Genomic DNA, 19682 nt, shown 5'->3' with positions numbered 1-19682 from the left:
GGAACGCTAGCCGATCCCGCCGCCCGGGCCCGAACACCCGGCCGAACCAGCGGGCGTGTCCCCGGGGCCGTGCCCCGCCATGCCCAGACCCTGCCGGATCGCGGTCTCCACCGGGGAGTACGCGCCGTCGGCCCGTTCCACCCGCACCTCCTGCGCCGGGTGCAGCGGCGGCTGCGCCATGAAGCGCGGCCGGGTGCCGTGGTGCGGCTGCGCCGCGTGCACCAGGAACGGGTGGCACAGGTAGACGTCGCCTGCCCGGCCGGTGGCGTGCGCCACCGGCCGGTGCGCGCTGGCCTCGTCGACCTCGCGCGCGAAGGTGAAGACGGACTCGCCGCGCTCGCCGTAGGGCGCGAGCACCGGGGGCACGTCGAGATGCGAGCCCACCCGGATCCGGGTCGGCGCGTCGCCCTCGTGCACGTCGGTGAACAGGAACAGCATCAGCAGCAGCCGGCCCTTGGACCGCACATTGGTGAAGTACCGCGTCTCGCCGGGCGGTTGGAAGCTGGCCTCGATGTGCCAGCCGGCGTCGTCCGGCTCCTGCGCGTGCGGGAACCGCAGCGGGAACGAGCCGAGCGACGCGCGGGGCGCCCAGCGGCCGGCGCCGGCCAGCCGGTCGAACGCGGCATGCAGCTCCGGGGTGTTGGCGGCCTCGACGAACGGCGGCTGCGCCATGTCGCCGACCCAGTGCACCGGTTGCGTCCAGGTGCCCGGATCCTGCGGATCGCACCCGGTCCGCTGCCACAGCAGCGCCGCGCACTCCCGGGCGGTCGCCTCGGGCACGGCGGCCTCGATCCTCACGAAGCCGTCCCGCAGGAAGGCCGCCTCCCAGGCGTCGCCGGGGTCCTGGATGTCGTCCATCCGCCGATCATCACGCGCACCCGGCGACCCGGGCCATCGGATTTCCGCGCGGCCGGCGGACGCGGCAGTTCGCCGCGTCCGCCCGCCGAGCCCGGTCGGTCAGGCGGCCGGCCCGGACCCGGCGGCGCCACCGGGGACGGTGCCGTGCACCGCCCGCAGGAAGGCCGTGTTGTCGGGGGTCTGCCGGATCCGCTCCAGCAGCACCTCCAGGCCGGACTGGGCGTCGCGGCCCAGCAGCGCCCGGCGCAGGCCGCGGACCACCTGCAGTTCCGCCGGCGCCAGCAGCAGCTCCTCGCGGCGGGTGCTGGACGCGGTGACGTCGACCGCCGGGTAGACCCGCCGCTGGGCGAGCGCGCGGTCCAGGTGCAGCTCCATGTTGCCGGTGCCCTTGAGCTCCTCGTAGAAGAAGTCGTCGGCACGCGAGCCGGTGTCGACCAGGGCGGTGGCCAGGATGGTCAGCGAGCCGCCCTCCTCGGCCAGCCGGGCCGCGCCGAACAGCCGCTTGGGGCCGAGCAGCGCCGCCGCGTCGACACCGCCGGACAGGGTGCGGCCGCTGGAGGCGCCCGCGGTGTTGTGCGCCCGGCACAGCCGGGTGAGGGAGTCGAGCAGGATCACGACGTCCTGCCCCTGCTCCACCATGCGCTTGGCGCGGGCGACGGCGAGTTCGGCGACCGCGATGTGCTGCCGCGCGGGCTGGTCGAAGGTCGAGGCGATCACCTCGCCGTGCACCCGGCGGCGCATGTCGGTGACCTCCTCCGGCCGCTCGTCCAGCAGGAGCACCATCAGATGGGACTCGGGGTGGTTGGCGGCGACGGCGGCGGCGATGCTCTGCAGCAGGACGGTCTTGCCCGCCTTCGGGGGAGCGACGATCAGGCCGCGCTGCCCCTTGCCGACGGGTGCCATCAGGTCGACGAGCCGGCCGGCGACGGCACCGGAGCCGGTGAGCACGTCGCTCTCCAGCCGGAGCCGCTCGCGCGGGTGAAGCGGTGTCAACTCGGCGAAGTGGGGCCGGTTCCGGCCCTTGGGCAGGCCGTTGACCAGCAGCACCTCGCCGAGGGAGCCGGGCCGTCCGGCCAGGCCCTCCACCAGGTCGCCGGTCCGCAGGCCCGCCTTGCGGATCTCCGCCTGGTGGACGCGCACGTCGCCGGGCGCCGCCACCAGGTCGGGGCCACGCAGGAAACCGTGGCCGTTGCGGTCGATGTCGAGCACGCCCCGCACCTGCTGCGGCAACTCCTGCCGTACGGCGGGGCGTTCGAGAATGTCGGTCATGTGTGGGTCGTCCTTTCGCGGACGGAGGTAAGGCACAGCGAAGGGGAGGTGCGGCGCGAGCGGACGTGTCACGCTCCGCGGACCGCGGAAATGCACCGGCGATGCGGTGCGCCAGGCACCGGCGGGAACGCCGGAGGGGTGCGAGGGCCGGAACGGACGTCCGGATGCCTCGTCGGAAGGAACCTTGCGAGGAAATTCGAGGAGCGACCTCGGGAAGCGACCTCTGAACGGGTCTCGCGAGGGAGAAGGGACCGGCGCCTCGGAAGGGCACGGACTAGATGTCCCTGCATCTACCGTAGCACGCCCCGGAGCGGGGCCCACCGCCATGTGGCCAACGCCACGTGCCCGCCGCCCGCCGGCTTCCCGCCAGTCGCTGCCCGCGGCGGCCGCCTCTGCAAGAATCCCGGTCGTGCCCGCACTCATTCGGCTGGACCCGCGGTGACCGCCGGCGGCGGGGCGAGCCTGCTCGCCATCAGCGACCTGCACGTGGGATACGAGGCCAACCGCGAGATCGTGGACCGGATGCGCCCGGAGGCCGACGGGGACTGGCTGCTCGTCGCCGGCGACGTCGGCGAGCGGTTCGACGACATCCTGTCGGCGCTGACGACCCTCAAGCGGCACTTCGCCGAGGTCCTCTGGCTGCCCGGCAACCACGAGCTGTGGACGCCCCCCGGCGACCCGGTGACGCTGCGCGGCGAGGCCCGCTACCGGCGGCTGGTGGAGGCGGTCCGCGCGCTCGGCGTGACCACGCCCGAGGACCCGTACCCGGTGTGGGAGGGGCCGGACGGCCCGGTCGCCGTCTGCCCGCTGTTCCTGCTCTACGACTACAGCTGGCGCGACGGCACGCCCGGTGCCACCACCAAGGCCGAAGCCCTCGCGCAGTCCGACGAGTTGGGCGTGGTGTGCACCGACGAGATGCTGCTGCACCCCGACCCGCTACCCGGCATCGACGACTGGTGCCGGGCCCGCGTCGCGGCGACCCGCACCCGGCTGGAGGCCCTCGACCCCGCCCTGCCCACGGTGCTGGCCAACCACTGGCCGCTGCAGCGCGACCCGACCGCGATCCTGCACTACCCGTCGTTCGCCCTGTGGTGCGGCACCGAGCTCACCGAGGACTGGCACGTGCGCTTCCGCGCCACCGAGGTGGTCTACGGCCACCTGCACATCCCGCGCGTCACCTGGCGCGACGGCGTCCGCTTCACCGAGGTGTCGCTGGGCTACCCGCGGGAGTGGGGCCGCCGTCCCGCGGGACCGCAGGGACCGCGGCGGATCCTCGCCGGACGGCAGGGGGCACGCGCGTGATCGAGGACGTGCTGCCCGCGGCCGTGCGGTGCCGGGCCGTGCGCGGCGCCGAACTCGACGACGCGCCGCTGCACCCGGAGGAGGCCGGAGCGGTCGCCCGGGCCGTGGCCAAGCGGCGCGCCGAGTACGCCGCGGGCCGGGCCTGTGCCCGCGAGGCGCTCGCCGCGCTGGGCATGCCGCCCGGGCCGGTCCTTCAGGACGCCGAACGCCGCGCCCCCGTCTGGCCGGACGGCGTCGTCGGCAGCATCACCCACTGCGACGGGTACCGGGCCGCCGCCGTGGCGCGCGGCACCGACATCCTCACCCTCGGCATCGACGCGGAACCGCACGCGCCGCTGCCCGACGGCGTACTGGACGTTGTGCAGTCCACCGCCGACGAACGCGCCGCCCTCGGCGAGTTGACCGCACGCAGCCCCGAAGTGCACTGGGACCGGCTGCTGTTCAGCGCCAAGGAGACCGTCTACAAGGCGTGGTACCCCTTCCACCGGCGCATGCTGGGGTTCAACGAGGCGGAGTTGCTCTTCGCCCGGGAGCCCGCGGCCGCCGACCGCGGCACGTACACCGCGCGGCTGCTCGTCCCCGGCCCGCTCCTCGCCGAGGGCACCGGCCCGGACGTCTTCCACGGCCGCTGGCTGGTCCGCGACGGCCTCCTGGTGACGGCCATCGCCGTCCCCGCCGGCGCGCCGCGGGACTGACCGCGGCCACCGTCACCGCAGGTGAACGCCCCGAGGGCGACCGCTCCTACAGGTGCGGAAGGGCTTCGCCCGGGCGCGGCTCGCGGTGCTGGTCGAGCCAGAAAAGGTAGCCGCGCAGATACCCCTCCAGGCCGCCGTCGAGGTAGGTGACGAAGTCCCGATGGCCCTGCGCGGCGTCGTGGTAGTGGGGGAGGTATACGGGATCGGCGTTGTCATCCCAGTGCGGGTGGGTGTCCGCGCCCCAGTCGGCGGCGATGTCGACGGCCCATTCCCGGACGCGGGACCGGTTCCGCCACCAGTCCCGGACGCCCTCCACCGTCCAGTGGTCGTCGCCGTCCCAGTTGTAGCCCCGGTACAGCTCCATCCGGCAGGCGTGGACCACCGCCTCGGTCTCGGCGGCGTTCACCGGCTGGCGGTAGACGAACTCGAAGCCGAACCCGCCGCCGAGATCGTCGTCGTAGGCGATGTGGTCAGGCGCTCCCCGGCGCCCGATGGCCAGGCTGTCGGTCTCGGCGGCGTAGAAGGGCCCCGGGACGTTGCGCCAGTTCCGCTGGTCCCAGACTCCCGTGAACAACTCCTGTGCGGGCTCGGCGAGTTCGTCGACAAGCCGTCTCGCGGTGGGCAGCGGGTTCCAGTAGCCGGCCACGTCGGACCGGGCCGGGTCAGGCCGAGGCACGCTGGACCAGCGTCGTCTTGAAGATCACCGAGCGGCTCTGCTGCGCGGGATCGTCGATCAGCGCCATCAGCAGCTTCGCCATCTCCGCGGCCATGTCCTCCACCGGCTGCCGCACGGTGGTCAGCAGCGGGCGGGAGGCCAGCGCGGCGCTGCTGTCGTCGAAACCGACCACCGCCACGTCGTCGGGCACCCGCCGGCCCCGGTCCCGCAGCGTGTGCAGCGCGCCCTGCGCCATCAGGTCGTTGGCCACGAACACCCCGTCGGTGTCCGGGTGTTCGCCGAGCAGCCGGCCCATCGCGCGCTCGCCGCCGGCCTGGGTGAAGTCGCCCTCGACGGCCACCGGGTCAGGGTGGCCGTGCGCCGCCATCGCCGCCCGGAAGCCCGCCAGCCGGTCGCGTCCGGCCGGCGAGTCGGAGGGGCCGGCGACGGTGGCGATCCGCCGGCAGCCGCGGCCGAGCAGGTGCTCGGCCGCCAGCCGGGCCCCGGCCTGCTGGCCGACGTCCACGAAGCTGATCGGCACCTCGCCCGAGGGGCGCCCGAACAGCACGGCGGGCAGCCCGGCCTCGGTCAGCAGCAGCGGCAGCGGGTCGTCCGGGGCGATCGACACCAGCACCACGCCGTCGGTGTGCTCCTGGCGCAGGCCCGCGACGAGCCCCCGCCGGGCCTCCTCGGAGTCCGCGAGCATCAGCACCGGGTGCACCCCGCGGGGGCGCAGCACCGTCAGCAGCCCGCCCAGGACCCGCCCGAAGAACGGGTCGGTGAACACCTGCCCCAGGAAAGGGTCGTCGGCCGCGTGGTGGTCCGGCACGGAGAAGACCAGGGCGACCGAGTCGGTCTTGCGGGTGACGAGCGAGCGGGCCGCGCGGTTGGGCACGTAGCCGGTCGCCGCCACCGCCTCCTGGACGATCTTCTGGATCCCCGGGTCCACGTTGCGGGTGCCGTTGACGACCCGGGAGACCGTGGCCCGCGACACGCCCGCGGACCGCGCGACGTCTTCCAGGGTGGGCTGGCGGGGCCCGGCAGGACGGCTGCTGCTCATGGGGGCAGTTATACCATGCAGGAGAGCGCTCTCCCAGGGTCTCCCTCGGCCCGTCCGCCGGCTCTGCGCCCAGTAACGCCCCTGATGGGGCGGGGTGCGGTCCCCTCACCGGCCCGTTCCCGGCCTCCGCACCCCGCCCCCAGGGCGTCAGGCGTAGACGCCGAACTCGTACAGCGAGTAGCCGTACGCGGTTCCCCGCTGCGTCATGGTCACCCGCACGTACCGGCCGGATCCGCTGACGTCGAGGGTGTCCACGCCGCCGGTCCCCGAGGAGGTCGAGGAGACGGTCGTCCAGGCGCTGCCGTCGTTCGACACCTGCACCTGGTAGCCCTTGGCGTACGCCGACTCCCAGCCCAGCTGCACGTGCTTGACCGCGGTCACCTGGCCGAGGTCCACCTGGATCCACTGCGGGTCGCTCCAGTCGCTCGCCCAACGGGTGCTCCACGAGCCGTCGGTGGCGTTCGACGGCGGGAACGGCGCGCCGTTCCCGGTCTGCTGGTACGACGACGCGGTGGTCGGCCGGCCCTGCGCCACGTCCGTCCCGGCGACCGGCGGGGCCACGACGCGGAAGGAGCGCGTCTCGATCCCGACGTTGCCGTGCCCGTCGTAGGCGTAGACGTAGACCTTCCACACGCCCAGGGTGTGCGGCGCGGTCACCGTGAACCGCCCGTCCCCGGTCTGGGTGAACTCCACCTGGCGCAGGCCGGTCTGGCCGTCCACGTACTTCGAGGAGTACATCAGGTTGTAGCGCACCAGGTCGCCGTCCGGGTCGCTCGCCGGCGCGGTCACCGTGAACGTGCCCCCGGCCGGCACCGCCGCGGTGTCGTCCAGCGTCATCGAGCCGATCACCGGCGGGGTGTTCGCCTGCGGGCTGCCGCCGTAGTCTCTGGCGACCGCGTAGTAGGCGAGCCGGTTCCAGCCCGCGGGGCGCACGTTGAACCACACGCCGCCGAAGTCGTTCTCGTTGCCGTAGTGGAAGAGTGTGGCGCCCAGGGCGACTCCGGTGTGGCCGGAGACGCAGTTCCACGCCGACAGGTAGCCGTCGCGCTTCTGCACGTCGGTGGGCTCGGTGGGCACCCCGTTGGCGTCGTCCGGCACCTCCCACTCGCCCGCCTCGCCGGACTCGGTGACGATGTACGGCTTGGTGTACCCGCCGACGACCCAGTCCTGCCGGACATTGCACACCGCGCCGTAGGAGTTGACGGCGTACAGGTCGAGCGACGGCGTGTACTGCTTGTAGTACGGCCACGCGCCGGTCCACGCGTCGGTCGACGTCACCGGGTGGTCGGGATCGATCGCGTGGATCGCCTGGACCACCTGCTCCACGAACTTCGCGTAGGCGACGCGCTCCTGCTCGATCTGGTCGCCCGCGTAGTGGTCCTGGGTGGTCAGGATGACCTCGTTGCCGACGTCCCACATCAGCACGCCCGGGTGGTCCTTGTAGGTGGTCACCCAGTTCTTGATGTCGTTGAGCGTGTTCGTCTTGTACGCCGTGTCGTTGACGTAGTCCGCGCCCTGGTTGAGCCAGAAGCCGTTGATCACCTTCAGGCCGTAGGCGGCCGCGGCGTCCAGCAGCGGCTTGCTGGACGCGTCGGTCCCCCAGGTGCGCAGGGTGTTGACGCCCATCGACTTCAGGTCCCGCATGTGCGCGTCGGCCGTCGAGGTGGCCGGCCCCCACGTCATGCCCTTGACCTGGTACGGCTTGCCGTCCACGGTGAGCTGCCAGTTGCCCTGGCCGCCGGTGACGTGGACGCTGCTGGCGCCGGTCGGGACCGGCGGGTCGGTGAGCGGCGGCGGCGCGCTGCCGGTGGACTGCGCCACGGTGACGTCGTCCAGGCTCAGGACGCCGCCGGAGGAGGTGTCGTCGGCCGGCGAGGTGCAGCCGCACACGGCGTCGGGGTACGAACCGCCGATCCGCAGGCTGAAGTCCACGTAGAAGCCGTGGTGCACCGCCGCGTCCCAGGTGGCGGTGCCCACCTGCGACTCGCTGACCTGCCACACCTGGCGGCCGTCGAGGTACCAGCGGATCTGCTCGTCGGAGGTGCTGCGGTCCACCACCTCCGCGTACGTGTGGTAGCCGGTCTGGCAGCCGGCGCAGGTGGCCAGGCCGCTGGTCAGGCCGTCGTACTCCGAGCAGTTGCCACCGGGCGCGGTGCCGCAGTGCAGCGTCGCGGACAACTGGCCGCGGCCGTTGACGTCCTCCATGATGTCGCTCTCGCCGACCGCCGGCCACGCCCCGGTGCTGCCGCGGTAGGCGGCGCCCATCGCGCGGAACGACGGCCAGTAGCCGAGGGCCCGGGCCGGGTCGGGCTGCTGGAGTGTCGCGGAGATCAGCAGCTGGCCGCCGGCCGGGGCGGTGAAGTCGCTGCGCCGGGTCTCGATCCGGCCGGAGGTCCAACTCCCGCCCGACTTCAGGGCGGTGAGGTCGAGATGGCCGTTGCCGTCCAGGCCCACGTTGGCGGGGGAGTCGGTCGCGGTCTCCACCTCGCCGGTGCCCCAGTTCGCGGGCCCGCCGGGGTAGGAGGTGCCGGTGTCGGTGATCCAGTTCGCGCTCGACGGCGAGGTGCCGGCGGCGCCGTCGAACGTGTCGCTCCACACCGGGGTCCAGTTGCCGGGAGGCGTGCCGCCGGAGCCGCCCGTGCCGCCGGTGGTCCCGCCGGTGCCGCCGCCCGAACTGCCGCCGTCCGCGCTGCCGTAGACCTGGAACTCCCACAGCGAGTAGCCGTAGCCGTTGACGCGGGTGGTGCCGTACACGCGCACGTACCGGCCGGAGCCGGTGACCGGCAGGGTCTGCGTGCCGCCGGTGCCGGTGGCCGTCGCGGAGACGGTGGTCCACTGCGTGGCGTCGTCGGACACCTGGATCTGGTACGCCGTGGCGTAGTTCTCCCAGGTGAGCACGACCTTGCTGAGTGCCGCGGAGGCGCCGAGGTCGACCTGGATCCACTGCGGGTCGCTCCACGCGCTCGCCCACCGGGTTCCGGGGTCGCCGTCCACCGCGGCGGACGCCGGATAGGCGGCCCCCTCGGTGCTGGACGCCGTGGCCGGCTTCCCCTGCGACAGCAGGGCGTCGGCCGCGTGCGCGGGTGTGGCGGGGACGGCCAGCGCGTACAGCGCCAGGCACAGGGCCAGTAGGACCGGGATCAGCACCCGGACGGGAAGACGCGCCGACGCTCTCATGCCGATGCTCCTGTGGGGGGTTGGGGCGAGGGTGGGTGTGCGGGGCGGTGCGGGTGGGGCTCGCCGGTGAGTCGGGTGGGGGAGTCGGGAGGGGGACGGGTGGGAGAAAAGGGGCGGAAGACGAGGAGTGCGTCTCCCGGGGAGGCGGGGAGGGGAGAGTCTTGGGAGAGCGCTCTCCTCGTGGCCTCGATGGTTCCTGCTCGATTTCCGGGGTGTCAAGGGATCGGACCGGACCGGGATTGATCGCCGGCCGCTGCGGGGCCTATGGTCGGGGGCGACGGCAATACCTCCGATGAATCTGGAATCCTTCGGGCTTCCCCCATCCCGCGCGCCTGAGGACGTACCCATGCCCATGCAGCCCTGGTTCCCCGACGCCAAGCTCGGCATCTTCGTGCACTACGGGATCTACGCCGTCGACGGCGTGCCCGAGTCCTGGGCCTTCTACCTGGGGCAGATGCCGCGCGAGGAGTACATGAAGCAGCTCGGCGGCTTCACCGCGTCCGCGTACGACCCGCGGTCCTGGGCGCGGCTGTTCGCGCGGGCCGGTGCGCGGTACGCGGTCCTGACCGCCCGCCACCACGACGGCGTGGCCCTGTGGGACACCGCCGCCCCGGACGGCCTGTCGGTCGTACGCGACACCCCGGCCGGCCGCGACCTGCTGGCCGGCTACACCGACGCGCTCCGCGAGGAGGGCCTGAAGGTCGGCTTCTACTACTCGCACTCCGACTGGTCGCACCCCGACTACGCGAGCGTCCGCCACCCCGACCCGGACCCCGGCCAGGCAGCGGTCAACGACAACCGGCTCAGCAGTGCGGCGCCGGGGGCCCAGGACCCCGCCGCCTGGCGCCGCTACCTCGACTACCGCAACGCCCAGGTGCGCGAGCTGACCACCCGCCACCGCCCCGACCTGCTGTGGTTCGACGGCGAGTGGGAGCGCTCGGAGGAGCAGTGGGGGATCGACGAGCTCGCCGACGAGATCCTCGCGGCCGCGCCGGACGCGGTGCTCAACGCGCGGATGCTCAGCCGCGGCGACTACGCCACGCCCGAGCAGGGCGTGCCGATGCAACCGCCGTCCGGCCCCTGGGAGCTGTGCCTGACCGTCAACGACTCCTGGGGTTACCAGGCGCAGGACGACCGCCACAAGTCGGTGGGCCAGCTGGTGCGCTACTTCACCGAGACCATCGGCGCGGGCGGCAACCTGCTGCTGGACGTCGGCCCCCGCGAGGACGGCACGATCACGCCCGAGCAGACCGAGCGCCTCGAAGGGCTCGGCGACTGGATCGGGCGGCACTCCGAGGCGGTGTACGGCACGGTCGCCGGCCTGCCCGCGGGCCACCACTACGGCCCCAGCACCCTGTCGGCCGACCGTCGCACGCTCTACCTGACCTGCTTCGACGCGCCGCGCGAGACCGTGTCGGTGCGGGGGCTGCGCAATGCGGTGCGGCGGGTGACGGTGCTGGGCACCGGGGCGGAGCTCGGCCACCACGTCACCGGCGGGCTGCACGACGTGCCCGGCGTGCTGTGGATCGACGCGCCGGGCGGGGCCGACGTGGACCCGCACGCGACGGTGCTCGCCGTCGAGCTCGACGGGGAGCTCGATCTTTACCGGGGTACCGGCCGCGACTGACCCCACTCCTCCGATCTCTTGCCGTCGGCCCGGCCCGACCCGCCGCCGCGGGGCGTCCCCTTCGCGCCGGACCACCGCCCGGTGGGTGGCTGGTCGCGCAGTTCCCCGCGCCCCTGGGGGTGACCGGTCGTCTCGTCGAGGCGCGCCGCCGCGGTGGCCGGTCGCGCGGTTCCCCGCGCCCCTGGGGGGTGGCCTGGTCGGCTGGGTGCGCCCCGTCAGGGGCGCGGGGAACTGCGCGACCAGCCATGCTGCGGACCGCGGGTCGTCATCGGCCGGGAGGGGCAGATCGGTCCGATCCGGACCACCGGCCGGTGGCGGGCGAGGTACGCGCGATGCGCAGCGTCACGGAGGGAGCGGGCCGGGGGGCGCTTCGAGGGGGGCCCGGGGCGAGAGATGGGAGAGCGTTTGCCGAGCGGCACGCGTCTGGCACCATGTGGCGTGACGCAGGAGGACGTGAGGGGGGGCCCGGTGAAGCGCGACGTGGGGCAGACCACCAGGGATCTCCGCCGGCACAACCGCACCTCGGTCCTGACCCGGCTGTATCTGCACGGCCCGGCCAGCCGGTTCGACCTGATGCGCGCCACCGGCCTGAGCTCCGCCACCGTCAGCAACGTGGTCACCGACCTCGTCGCCGAGGGGCTGGTCGCCGAGGCCGGGCTGCTGGACTCCGACGGCGGTCGGCCGCGCACCCTGCTGGAGGTCCGTCCCGGCTACGCGCAGGTGGTCGGCGTCGACATCGGTGAGACCCATGTGCAGGTCGGGCTCTTCGACTGGACGCTGGACACGCTGGCCACCGCCACCTTCCCGATGGACCAGGGCCGCCCCGACCCCGCGGTGCTGGCCGCCGCGGTCACCGCCGGCATCGAGGAGGTGACCGCCAAGGCCGATGCCGACCCCGCGGAACTGCTCGGCGTCGGCATCGGGGTGCCCGGTGCCGTGCTCCCGGGCGGCCTGGTGCACGCGCCCACCCTGGGCTGGTCCGGCGTGCCCTTCGGCGAGCTGCTCACCCCGCACGTCGCCGCGCCCCTGCACCTGGACAACTGCGCCCGCACCCTGGGCCAGGCCGAGATGTGGCGGGGCGCGGGACGCGGCGCCGAGCGCGCGATCGTGGCGCTGCTCGCGGTCGGCGTCGGCGCGGCGGTCGCCACCGGCTCGCCCGGCGGCGTCACCAGTACCACCAGCGAGTGGGGCCACACCGTGATCGAGGCCGGCGGCGCCCGGTGCCGGTGCGGCTCGCACGGCTGCCTGGAGGCGTACGTCGGCGCCGACGCCATCCTGGAGCACTACGCCCGGGCCGCCGGCGTGCCGCGCCCCGGACCGGCCGGCACCGAGGCGCGGGTCGCCGAGCTGGTGGCCGAGGCCGCGGAGCCGGGCCCGGCGGCCGAGACGGTGCGGCGGACGGCGGAGTACCTCGGCATCGGCATCGCCAACCTGATCAACCTGCTCAGCCCGGACCGGGTGATCCTCTCCGGCTGGGTGAGCGCCACCATGGGCCCGGCGATGCTGCCGGCGGTGCGGGACGCGATGCGCCGCCACACCCTGGACTACATGGCGGACGGCACGGTCCTGGAACTGGGACGGCTCGGCCAGGAGGCCGTCGCGCTGGGCGCCGCGACCCTCCCGGTCCACGAACTCCTCACCGCCGGCGGCCGGTAGGCCCGGCCGGTCAGCCGCGCGCGGCGAACCGGTCGAGGGCGCGCAGCACATGGGCGCGGGTCTCCTCGCCACCGAGGTGGCCGGCGTCCTCGACGACGGTCAGCTCCGCGTCGGGCCAGCGGCGGCTGAGCTGCCACGCGGTGTCGAGCGGGCCGCCCATGTCGAACCGGCCGTGCACCAGAACCCCCGGGATCCCCGCCAACCGGCCCGCATCACGGATGAGTTGCCCCTCCTCGAGCCAGGCGCCGTGCGAGAAGTAGTGCGCGCAGATCCGGACGAAGGCCAGGCGGGCGCGGCTCGGACGGTCGCCGTACGGGTTGCTCGCGCCCTTGGTCTCCCCGGAGAGCACCGCATCCTCCCAGGCGCACCAGTCGGCGGTGGCCTTCTCGCGGACGGCGGCGTCGGGATGCTCGGTGAGCCGGGCGTAGGCCGCGACGACGTCGCCGTCGCGGCCGGTGCCGGGGGCGCCCGCCAGGAAGCGGTCCCACGCCTCGGGGAAGAACCGGCCGACGCCCCGGTAGAGCCAGTCGATCTCGGAGCGCCGGGTAGTGGTGACGCTCGGGATGACGATCTCGCCGACCCGCTCGGGGTGGGCCTGCGCGTAGGCGAGGGCGAGGGTGGAGCCCCACGAGAAGCCGTGCACCAACCAGCTTTCGATGCCCAGCAGTTCGCGGAGCCGTTCCATGTCGGCGATCAGGTGGTGGGTGGTGTTGCGGCTCAGGTCGGTGGCCGGGTCGGCGGCGTGCGGGGTGCTGCGGCCGCAGTTGCGCTGGTCGAAGAGGGCCACGCGGTACCGCTCGGGGTCGAAGAACCGCCGCATGCCGGGCGTGCAGCCCGATCCGGGACCGCCGTGCACGACCACCGCGGGCTTGCCCTCCGGGTTGCCGCAGACCTCCCAGTAGACGCGGTCGCCGCCGCCGACGTCGAGCATCCCGTGCTCGTAGGGCTCGATCGGCGGATACAGCTCGGACATCGGCGGACCTCCCGGGGCGCGACAGATATAACAGTGCTGTCATATTAGCGGGGCCGCCGCCGGGGCGCCGCGGAAAAAGCCGTGCACGACGATTGACCCTGGATCCCTAGCTACTTAGTTTAAGTCGCAGAAAAAGCGTCGGCCGCTTGGCCGTTGCTCGCCCGTGCCCGTCCCCCCTCGCACCGCACCCCGTGCCTCCGCATGCCCCGACACCCCGAACTCCCGCACCCTGGAGCCCGTATGCCCTCCCGACCCGGCGACGGCCGGCTGTACATCGACGGTGCCTTCGTCCCCGCCGCCTCCGGGCGGACCGCGGCGGTGGAGGAGAAGGCCACCGGCAGGACGATCGGCGGCTACGCGCTGGGCGCGGCCGCGGACGTCGACCGGGCGGTGGCCGCCGCCCGGGCCGCGCAGCCCGGCTGGGCGGCCCGCTCCGCACCCGAACGCGCCGCGTATCTGCGGCGGTTCTGCGGCTACCTGGAGGACCACTACGCCGAGCTGGTGGAGCAGAGCATGCGCGAGACCGGCGGCGTACGGGCCAAGGCCGAGGACGAGGTGGGCACCAGCATCCGCCAACTCGCCCTGTCCGCCGTCCAGGTGAGCGAGCACGCCGGCGACATCCTGCCGCCCTACAAGGCCGGCAAGCTGTCGCTGTCGCGGGCGGTGCCGCTCGGCGTGCTGGGCCTCATCACCCCCTGGAACTACCCGATGAACCTGGCCATGCGCGCCCTCGCGCCGGGCCTGGCGTTCGGCAACACCGTGGTGCTCAAACCGGCCGAGCTGACTCCGGTGGTCGGCGGCCAGGTGCTCGCCGCCGCCGCCGACCACGCCGGGCTGCCGCCGGGCGTGCTCAACGTCGTCACCGGTGACGGACCCGGCGCAGGCTGGCCGCTCGCCCGCCACCAGGGCCTGGACATGCTGGACTTCACCGGATCGCGCGAGGTGGGCCTTGCCATCTCCCGTGCTGCGGCGGGGGAGTTGCGGGACATCCGGCTCGAACTCGGCGGCAGCAACGCCTTCGTGGTGCTGGACGACGCCGACGTGGAGCTGGCCGCGAGCTGCGCGATGATCGCCTCCCTGGAGTTCCAGGGCCAGACCTGCATCAGCGCCAGCCGGCACATCGTGCTGCGGCCGGTTGCCGACGCCTACCTGGAGGCCGTCACCCGCCGGGCCGCCGCGCTGCGGGTCGGCAACCCGTTCGACCCCGGCACCGTACTCGGCCCGCTGATCAGCGCCGCGCAGGTCGACCGGGTGCACCGCGGCATCGTCGAACCGTCGCTGGCCATGGGCGCCCGGCTGCTCACCGGCGGCACCCACGAGGGCCTGTTCTACCGGCCCACCGTGCTCGCCGGCGTCACCGCGGAGATGCCCGCGTTCCGCGAGGAGGTCTTCGGCCCGGTGATCCCGGTGACCGTCGTCGACACCGAGGCCGAGGCGATCGCGCTGACCAACGGCCTGCCCATGCTGATGAACTCCGTCTTCACCCGGGACCTGATCCGCGGCTACGGCGTCGCGGAGCAGCTGCAGGCCGGCGAGGTGCACGTCAACGACGCCCACGCCCGGCACGGCGCGGAGAACCAGATGCCCGGCTTCACCCGGCGCCAGTGGATCGGACTCCAGCGCACCCCCCTGAACCTCCCTGCCTGGGCCGCCGCGCCCGCCACCGAAGAGAGCTGAGGACCCCCATGAGCACCTCCGAGAGAAGGACGGCGCGCAGGCGACGGCGCGGCGCGGCCGCCGCGCTGCTGGCCACCGGACTGCTGCTGGCCGTGGCCGCGTGCGGCGGCTCGTCCGGGGGCGACGCCAGGAGCGGTGCCACGAACGGCGGGAAGGGCAAGGTCACGCTGTCCTTCTGGGACTGGGACCCGCACATGGACACGGTGGTGGCCCGCTGGAACGCCGCCCACCCCGGCATCCAGGTCAAGCTCTCCAACCCGGCCGGCGGCGACCAGTTGGTGGCGAAGATGATCACCGCGCACGAGGCGAAGAACGGCCCCGACATCGCCAAGGTCGAGTACCAGTCGCTGCCGGCGCTGGTCTCCAAGGGCGTCGTCCGCGACATCACCGAGTACACCAAGGACACCGTCACCAGGTTCGACCGGGCCACGCTCAGCAGCACGGTGTTCCAGGGCAAGGTGTACGGCGTCCCGCAGGACGTCGCGCCGCTGATGCTCTTCTACCGCGCCGACCTGTTCCGGAAGTACGGGCTCGCCGTTCCCACCACCTGGGACCGGTTCGCCGCCACCGCACGCGCCCTGCGCGCCAAGGCACCCGCGTCCTACCTCACCAACTTCGACGCCGCCGACCCCGGCTGGTTCACCGGCCTCGCCCAGCAGGCGGGCGCGAACTGGTGGTCGGCCGACGGCGACACCTGGAAGGTGGACATCGACGGTGCCCCGACGCGGAAGGTCGCCGCCTACTGGCAGGACCTCGTCGGCTCGGGGGCGGTCGCCAAGAACCCCTCGTTCTCGCCGCAGTGGAACAAGCAGATGAACGACGGCACGCTGCTCGCCTGGATCTGCGGCGCGTGGGCGCCGGCCCAGCTGGGCGGCATCGCACCGGCCACGAAGGGCAAGTGGGCGGTGGCACCGCTGCCCGCCTGGACCGCGGGCGACACGACCACCGGCATCTGGGGCGGTTCCGCCACCACCGTCACCAGCGACTCCGCACACCCGGCGGAGGCGGCGCAGTTCGCGTCCTGGCTCAACACCGACGACGCCGCCGTCACCGAGCAGGTCCGGCAGATCAACGTCTACCCCGCGGCCACCGCCGGCCGTTCGCTGCCGATCCTGCAGGCGGCGCCCGCGTTCTTCCCCGACGAACCGGACTTCTACGCCGAGGTGAAGAAGGTCGCGCCCTCGGCCCGCAGCTTCCCGATGTGGGGGCCCGACGTCACCGTCACCTTCACCGGCTACACCGACGCGTTCAGCAAGGCCCTGCAGTCCGGCGGGTCGTTCACCGCGGCGCTCGCCGGCCTCCAGAGCGCCGCGGTCGCGGACCTGAAGAAGCTCGGATTCACGGTCGGCTGACGATGGCATCCACCACCCACCGCGCGCGCAGGACCAGCCGGTTCCCGTACCTCCTGGTCCTGCCCGCCGTCCTGCTCCTCGCCGGCTGCGTGGCGGCCCCCGGCGTCTACGCGCTGCTGCTCAGCTTCCAGCGCCGCAAGGTCAACGGCGGCCTGCTGGGCGGCGGGACGCACACCGTCTTCGCCGGCCTCGCCAACTACCGCGACGTGCTGGGGGACTCCGCGCTGTGGTCGGGCGTGCTGCGGATGCTCGCGCTGGGCGCGATCACCGTGCCGGGCACCGTGCTGCTCGCGCTGCTGTTCGCGGTGCTGCTGGACCTGGAGGGCACCCGGCTGCGGCGGCTGACCCGGCTGACGATCTTCCTGCCGTACGCCGTCCCCGGGGTCATCGCCTCGCTCATGTGGGGGTTCCTCTACCTGCCCGCGACCAGCCCGATCGGCGGTGACCGGGTGGACTTCTTCGGCCGGACCGCCGTCTACTTCTCGGTCGGCAACGTCGTGGTGTGGGGCGCCGTCGGCTTCAACATGATCGTCATCTACACCGCGTTGCGCGCCCTGCCGCCCGAACTGCACGAGTCCGCACGGCTCGACGGCGCGAGCGAGTGGCAGATCGTGGTCCGCGTCAAGGTGCCGCTGGTGATGCCGGCCGTGGTGATGTGCACGCTCTTCTCGGCGCTCGCCGCCCTGCAGGTCTTCAACGAGCCCAACACGCTCAAGCCGCTGTCCAACGCGGTGTCCTCCACCTGGGTGCCGCTCATGGCCATCTACGACGAGGCGTTCGGCAACTCCGACCTCCACACGGCGGCGGCGACGTCGGTGGTGCTGGCCGTCGCGGCGCTCGCGGTGTCCTTCGTGACCGCCCGGCTCGTCCAGTCCCGGATCCAGCAGGAGGGCACATGACCACCGTGACCGGGACGCCCGCCCCGGCCGCCCTCGGCGGCGCCGCCACCGTACGCCCCGCCCGCCGGCGGGTCGCGGTGCTGCCGACCACCGCCCTGGTACTGGGCGCGCTGTACTGCGTGGTGCCGACGCTGTGGATCCTGATCGCCGCCACCAAGTCCCGTACCAGGCTGTTCTCGACCGACACCTACGTGCCGTCCCTCGACCTCGGCCTGGCGCACAACATCAGGGACCTGTCGGACTACCAGGGCGGCATCTTCTGGCGGTGGATGCTGAACAGCTTCGTCTACGCCACCGCCGGCGGGCTGCTCGCCTCCTTCGTGTCCGCGGCGACCGGGTACGCGCTGGCGATGTACGCCTTCCGCGGCCGCACGCTGCTGTTCAACACCATCCTGGCCGGCGTGCTGCTGCCGCAGATCGTGCTCGCCGTCCCCCAGTACCTGCTGCTGTCCAAGGCGGGGCTGACCGACACCGCGGCCGGCGTGCTGCTGCCGCAGCTGTTCAACCCGTACGGCATCTACCTGTGCCGGATCTACGCCCGCGCCGCCGTCCCCGACTCGCTGCTGGAGGCCGGCCGGATCGACGGCGCGGGCGAGGCGCGGCTGTTCCTCTCGGTGGGACTGCGGCTGATGGGCCCCGGCCTGGTGACCGTGTTCCTGCTGCAGTTCATCGCGATCTGGAACAACTTCCTGCTGCCGTACGTGATGCTCACCAGCGACGACAAGTTCCCGCTGACCGTCGGGCTGTACAGCCTGCTGCGGCACGGCGCGGCCGAGGCGTCGCTGTACTCCCTGGTGATCACCGGCACCCTCCTGTCGGTGCTGCCGGTGATCGCCCTGTTCCTGTCCCTTCAGCGGTTCTGGCGGATCGACCTGGTGACGGGGGCCCTCAAGTAGGGGGCGGGGCCCCGCGCCTGCGCCCCGCCCCGAACCCTGTGCGGGCTTCACTTCTTGAAGCCCGCACAGGGGATTGACGCCGGTCCGCGGTGAGGAGTTAATTCCCTGAGTGAGTGATGGGAGCGCTCCCACTTGCCTCCGGGGAGCGCTTCCGCTCGCACTTGTTCGCCGTGCCCGTGCGTGCCCGTCTGTGCCCGCACGCCGGGCACGCCGGCCGCCGTGCCGGCCCCGTTCGCCATGCCCGCCGTTCCGAGGAGCCCGCTCGCATGACCGCACGCGCTCGCACCCGCACGCTCTCGGTGGCCGCGGCCACCGCCGCCCTGGCGGCGGTGACGGCCGCCGCACCCGCTCATGCGGCCGCCCCTGCCCACGTGGCCCCGCCCGCCGCGCTGTACACCCCGCCGGCCAACCCCGACGCGAACGCCCAGATCCTCGACCTGCTGCGGCACGGCCGGCTCCAGGACGCCGCCGGGGTCCTGGCCATGACGCGGACCCCGCAGGCCGTCTGGTTCGACGGCGGCGGCACCCCGGCCGACGTGCGGAAATCGGTGCACGCCACGGTGACCTCGGCCGCCCGACGGCACGCGCTGCCGGTCCTCGCGCTCTACAACATCCCGGGCCGCGACTGCGCCCAGTACTCGGCGGGCGGCGCGGCCGACACCGCGGACTACGAGGCGTGGATCGACGCGGTGCGGGCCGGCATCGGCGACCAGCCGGCCGACGTCATCCTGGAACCCGACTCGCTGGCCCTGCTGCCCTCGGACTGCGGCATGGACGACGCGCAGGGCAGCAAGACCGCCGAGCGCTACGACGAGATCCACTACGCCGTGGACGCGCTGGAGCCGCTGGCCGGCACCAGGGTGTACCTCGACGCGGGCCACAGCGGCTGGCACAGCGTCAACGACATCGTGCCGCGGCTGGTCAGCGGCGGCATCGACGACGCCACCGGGTTCTTCCTGGACATCTCCAACTACCGCTCGGACAGCGAACTCGCCTGGTACGGCAAGCTGATCTCGTCCTGCCTGAGCTATGTGTCGGCCGGCGGCGACGCCGGCTCGTGCCCCAACCAGTACTGGCCGACCGCCGACGCGCAGAGCTGGCTCGACGCGAACGTGCCGGCGGCGCCGTCGGCGATGAAGCACTTCGTCACCGACACCAGCCGCAACGGGCAGGGCCCGTGGACCCCGCCGGCCGGCGTCTACCCGGACCCGCAGGACTGGTGCAATCCGCCCGGCCGCGGCACCGGCGCCCGGCCGACCCTGAACACCGGCGACCCGCTGCAGGACGCCAAGCTGTGGGTGAAGATCCCCGGCGAGTCGGACGGCCAGTGCACCCGCGGCACCGCCGGGCCGGCCGACCCCGAGCGCGGCTACCAGGACCCGGCGGCCGGCGCGTGGTTCCCGCAGCAGGCCCTGGAACTCGTCCGCAACGCGAACCCGAAGCTGCTGCCGTAACCCGCCGCTGCCTCTGCTGCCGCCTTCCCGCGCCGCGGCCCCCCCGGGGGGGGGCCGGGGGGGGGCCCCCCGGGGGGGGGGGGGGCGGGGGGGGGGGGGGGCGCCCCCGGCCGGGGGGGGGGGGGGGGGGCG

15 protein-coding genes and 1 pseudogene are annotated in these 19682 nt (G+C 73.6%); 9 read left to right on the top strand and 7 right to left on the bottom strand.

Annotated elements, in window-relative coordinates; translation table 11 throughout:
- Positions 1 to 6: 6 nt before the first annotated feature.
- Both ACH4TG_RS37345 and rho read right to left on the bottom strand, forming a co-directional pair.
- Positions 7 to 858 carry a phytanoyl-CoA dioxygenase family protein gene (locus ACH4TG_RS37345; protein ID WP_398247141.1) on the bottom strand — a complete coding sequence of 284 codons (852 nt, stop codon included), beginning with the start codon at positions 856 to 858 and terminating at the stop codon, positions 7 to 9.
- A 99-nt stretch (positions 859 to 957) separates the two neighbouring features.
- Entirely contained in the window at positions 958 to 2127 is a 1170-nt protein-coding gene (gene rho / locus ACH4TG_RS37340; RefSeq protein ID WP_398247140.1) for a transcription termination factor Rho, read from the bottom strand.
- 438 nt (positions 2128 to 2565) lie between these two features.
- Here rho and ACH4TG_RS37335 point away from each other — a divergent pair, with 438 nt between their 5' ends.
- Together ACH4TG_RS37335 and ACH4TG_RS37330 are read left to right on the top strand one after the other, a co-directional pair.
- Positions 2566 to 3429 carry a metallophosphoesterase family protein gene (locus ACH4TG_RS37335; protein WP_398247139.1) on the top strand — a complete coding sequence of 288 codons (864 nt, stop codon included), beginning with the start codon at positions 2566 to 2568 and terminating at the stop codon, positions 3427 to 3429.
- Entirely contained in the window at positions 3426 to 4124 is a 699-nt protein-coding gene (locus ACH4TG_RS37330; protein WP_398247138.1) for a 4'-phosphopantetheinyl transferase, read from the top strand. The genes ACH4TG_RS37335 and ACH4TG_RS37330 overlap by 4 nt, the downstream gene beginning before the upstream one ends.
- Positions 4125 to 4170: 46 nt before the next feature.
- Here ACH4TG_RS37330 and ACH4TG_RS37325 read toward each other — a convergent pair whose 3' ends face one another.
- The 4 genes and pseudogenes from ACH4TG_RS37325 to ACH4TG_RS37310 form a co-directional block, all read right to left on the bottom strand.
- The gene (locus tag ACH4TG_RS37325; RefSeq protein ID WP_398247137.1) at positions 4171 to 4800 is read right to left on the bottom strand and encodes a hypothetical protein; all 630 of its coding nucleotides are present in this window, start codon (positions 4798 to 4800) and stop codon (positions 4171 to 4173) included.
- Entirely contained in the window at positions 4787 to 5839 is a 1053-nt protein-coding gene (locus ACH4TG_RS37320; protein WP_398247136.1) for a LacI family DNA-binding transcriptional regulator, read from the bottom strand. Before ACH4TG_RS37320 ends, ACH4TG_RS37325 begins: the two co-directional genes overlap by 14 nt.
- 147 nt (positions 5840 to 5986) lie before the next feature.
- A complete protein-coding gene (locus tag ACH4TG_RS37315) occupies positions 5987 to 7681 on the bottom strand; it encodes a discoidin domain-containing protein (RefSeq protein WP_398247166.1) in 1695 nt (564 codons plus the stop codon).
- A 924-nt stretch (positions 7682 to 8605) separates the two neighbouring features.
- A pseudogene (locus tag ACH4TG_RS37310) lies at positions 8606 to 9016 on the bottom strand (discoidin domain-containing protein); the annotation flags it as partial.
- Between the two features lie 346 nt (positions 9017 to 9362).
- Between ACH4TG_RS37310 and ACH4TG_RS37305 the strand changes: the two are divergent.
- Positions 9363 to 10643 carry an alpha-L-fucosidase gene (locus ACH4TG_RS37305; RefSeq protein ID WP_398247135.1) on the top strand — a complete coding sequence of 427 codons (1281 nt, stop codon included), beginning with the start codon at positions 9363 to 9365 and terminating at the stop codon, positions 10641 to 10643.
- A 468-nt stretch (positions 10644 to 11111) separates the two neighbouring features.
- A complete protein-coding gene (locus tag ACH4TG_RS37300) occupies positions 11112 to 12299 on the top strand; it encodes an ROK family protein (RefSeq protein WP_398247134.1) in 1188 nt (395 codons plus the stop codon).
- A gap of 10 nt (positions 12300 to 12309) precedes the next feature.
- Here ACH4TG_RS37300 and pip read toward each other — a convergent pair whose 3' ends face one another.
- Entirely contained in the window at positions 12310 to 13272 is a 963-nt protein-coding gene (gene pip / locus ACH4TG_RS37295; RefSeq protein ID WP_398247133.1) for a prolyl aminopeptidase, read from the bottom strand.
- A 240-nt stretch (positions 13273 to 13512) separates the two neighbouring features.
- On the opposite strand from pip, the gene ACH4TG_RS37290 reads away from it, so the two are divergent.
- From ACH4TG_RS37290 to ACH4TG_RS37270, 5 genes are all read left to right on the top strand, one after another.
- Positions 13513 to 14949, top strand: a complete 1437-nt coding sequence (locus ACH4TG_RS37290) for an aldehyde dehydrogenase family protein (RefSeq protein ID WP_398247132.1) — start codon at positions 13513 to 13515, stop codon at positions 14947 to 14949.
- Between the two features lie 8 nt (positions 14950 to 14957).
- On the top strand, positions 14958 to 16301 hold the full coding sequence (locus ACH4TG_RS37285) for an ABC transporter substrate-binding protein (RefSeq protein ID WP_398247131.1): 1344 nt from the start codon (positions 14958 to 14960) through the stop codon (positions 16299 to 16301).
- 2 nt (positions 16302 to 16303) lie between these two features.
- A complete protein-coding gene (locus ACH4TG_RS37280; RefSeq protein ID WP_398247130.1) occupies positions 16304 to 17200 on the top strand; it encodes a carbohydrate ABC transporter permease in 897 nt (298 codons plus the stop codon).
- Positions 17197 to 18096, top strand: coding sequence for a carbohydrate ABC transporter permease (locus ACH4TG_RS37275; RefSeq protein WP_398247129.1), 900 nt, complete (start codon positions 17197 to 17199; stop codon positions 18094 to 18096). The genes ACH4TG_RS37280 and ACH4TG_RS37275 overlap by 4 nt, the downstream gene beginning before the upstream one ends.
- A gap of 266 nt (positions 18097 to 18362) precedes the next feature.
- The gene (locus ACH4TG_RS37270) at positions 18363 to 19550 is read left to right on the top strand and encodes a glycoside hydrolase family 6 protein (protein WP_398247128.1); all 1188 of its coding nucleotides are present in this window, start codon (positions 18363 to 18365) and stop codon (positions 19548 to 19550) included.
- The last annotated feature ends 132 nt before the right edge of the window (positions 19551 to 19682 follow it).

It is taken from the genome of Streptomyces sp. NPDC020917 (assembly GCF_044333795.1).
GTDB lineage: Bacteria > Actinomycetota > Actinomycetes > Streptomycetales > Streptomycetaceae > Actinacidiphila.
This window is presented reverse-complemented; position numbering and strand designations above follow the sequence as displayed.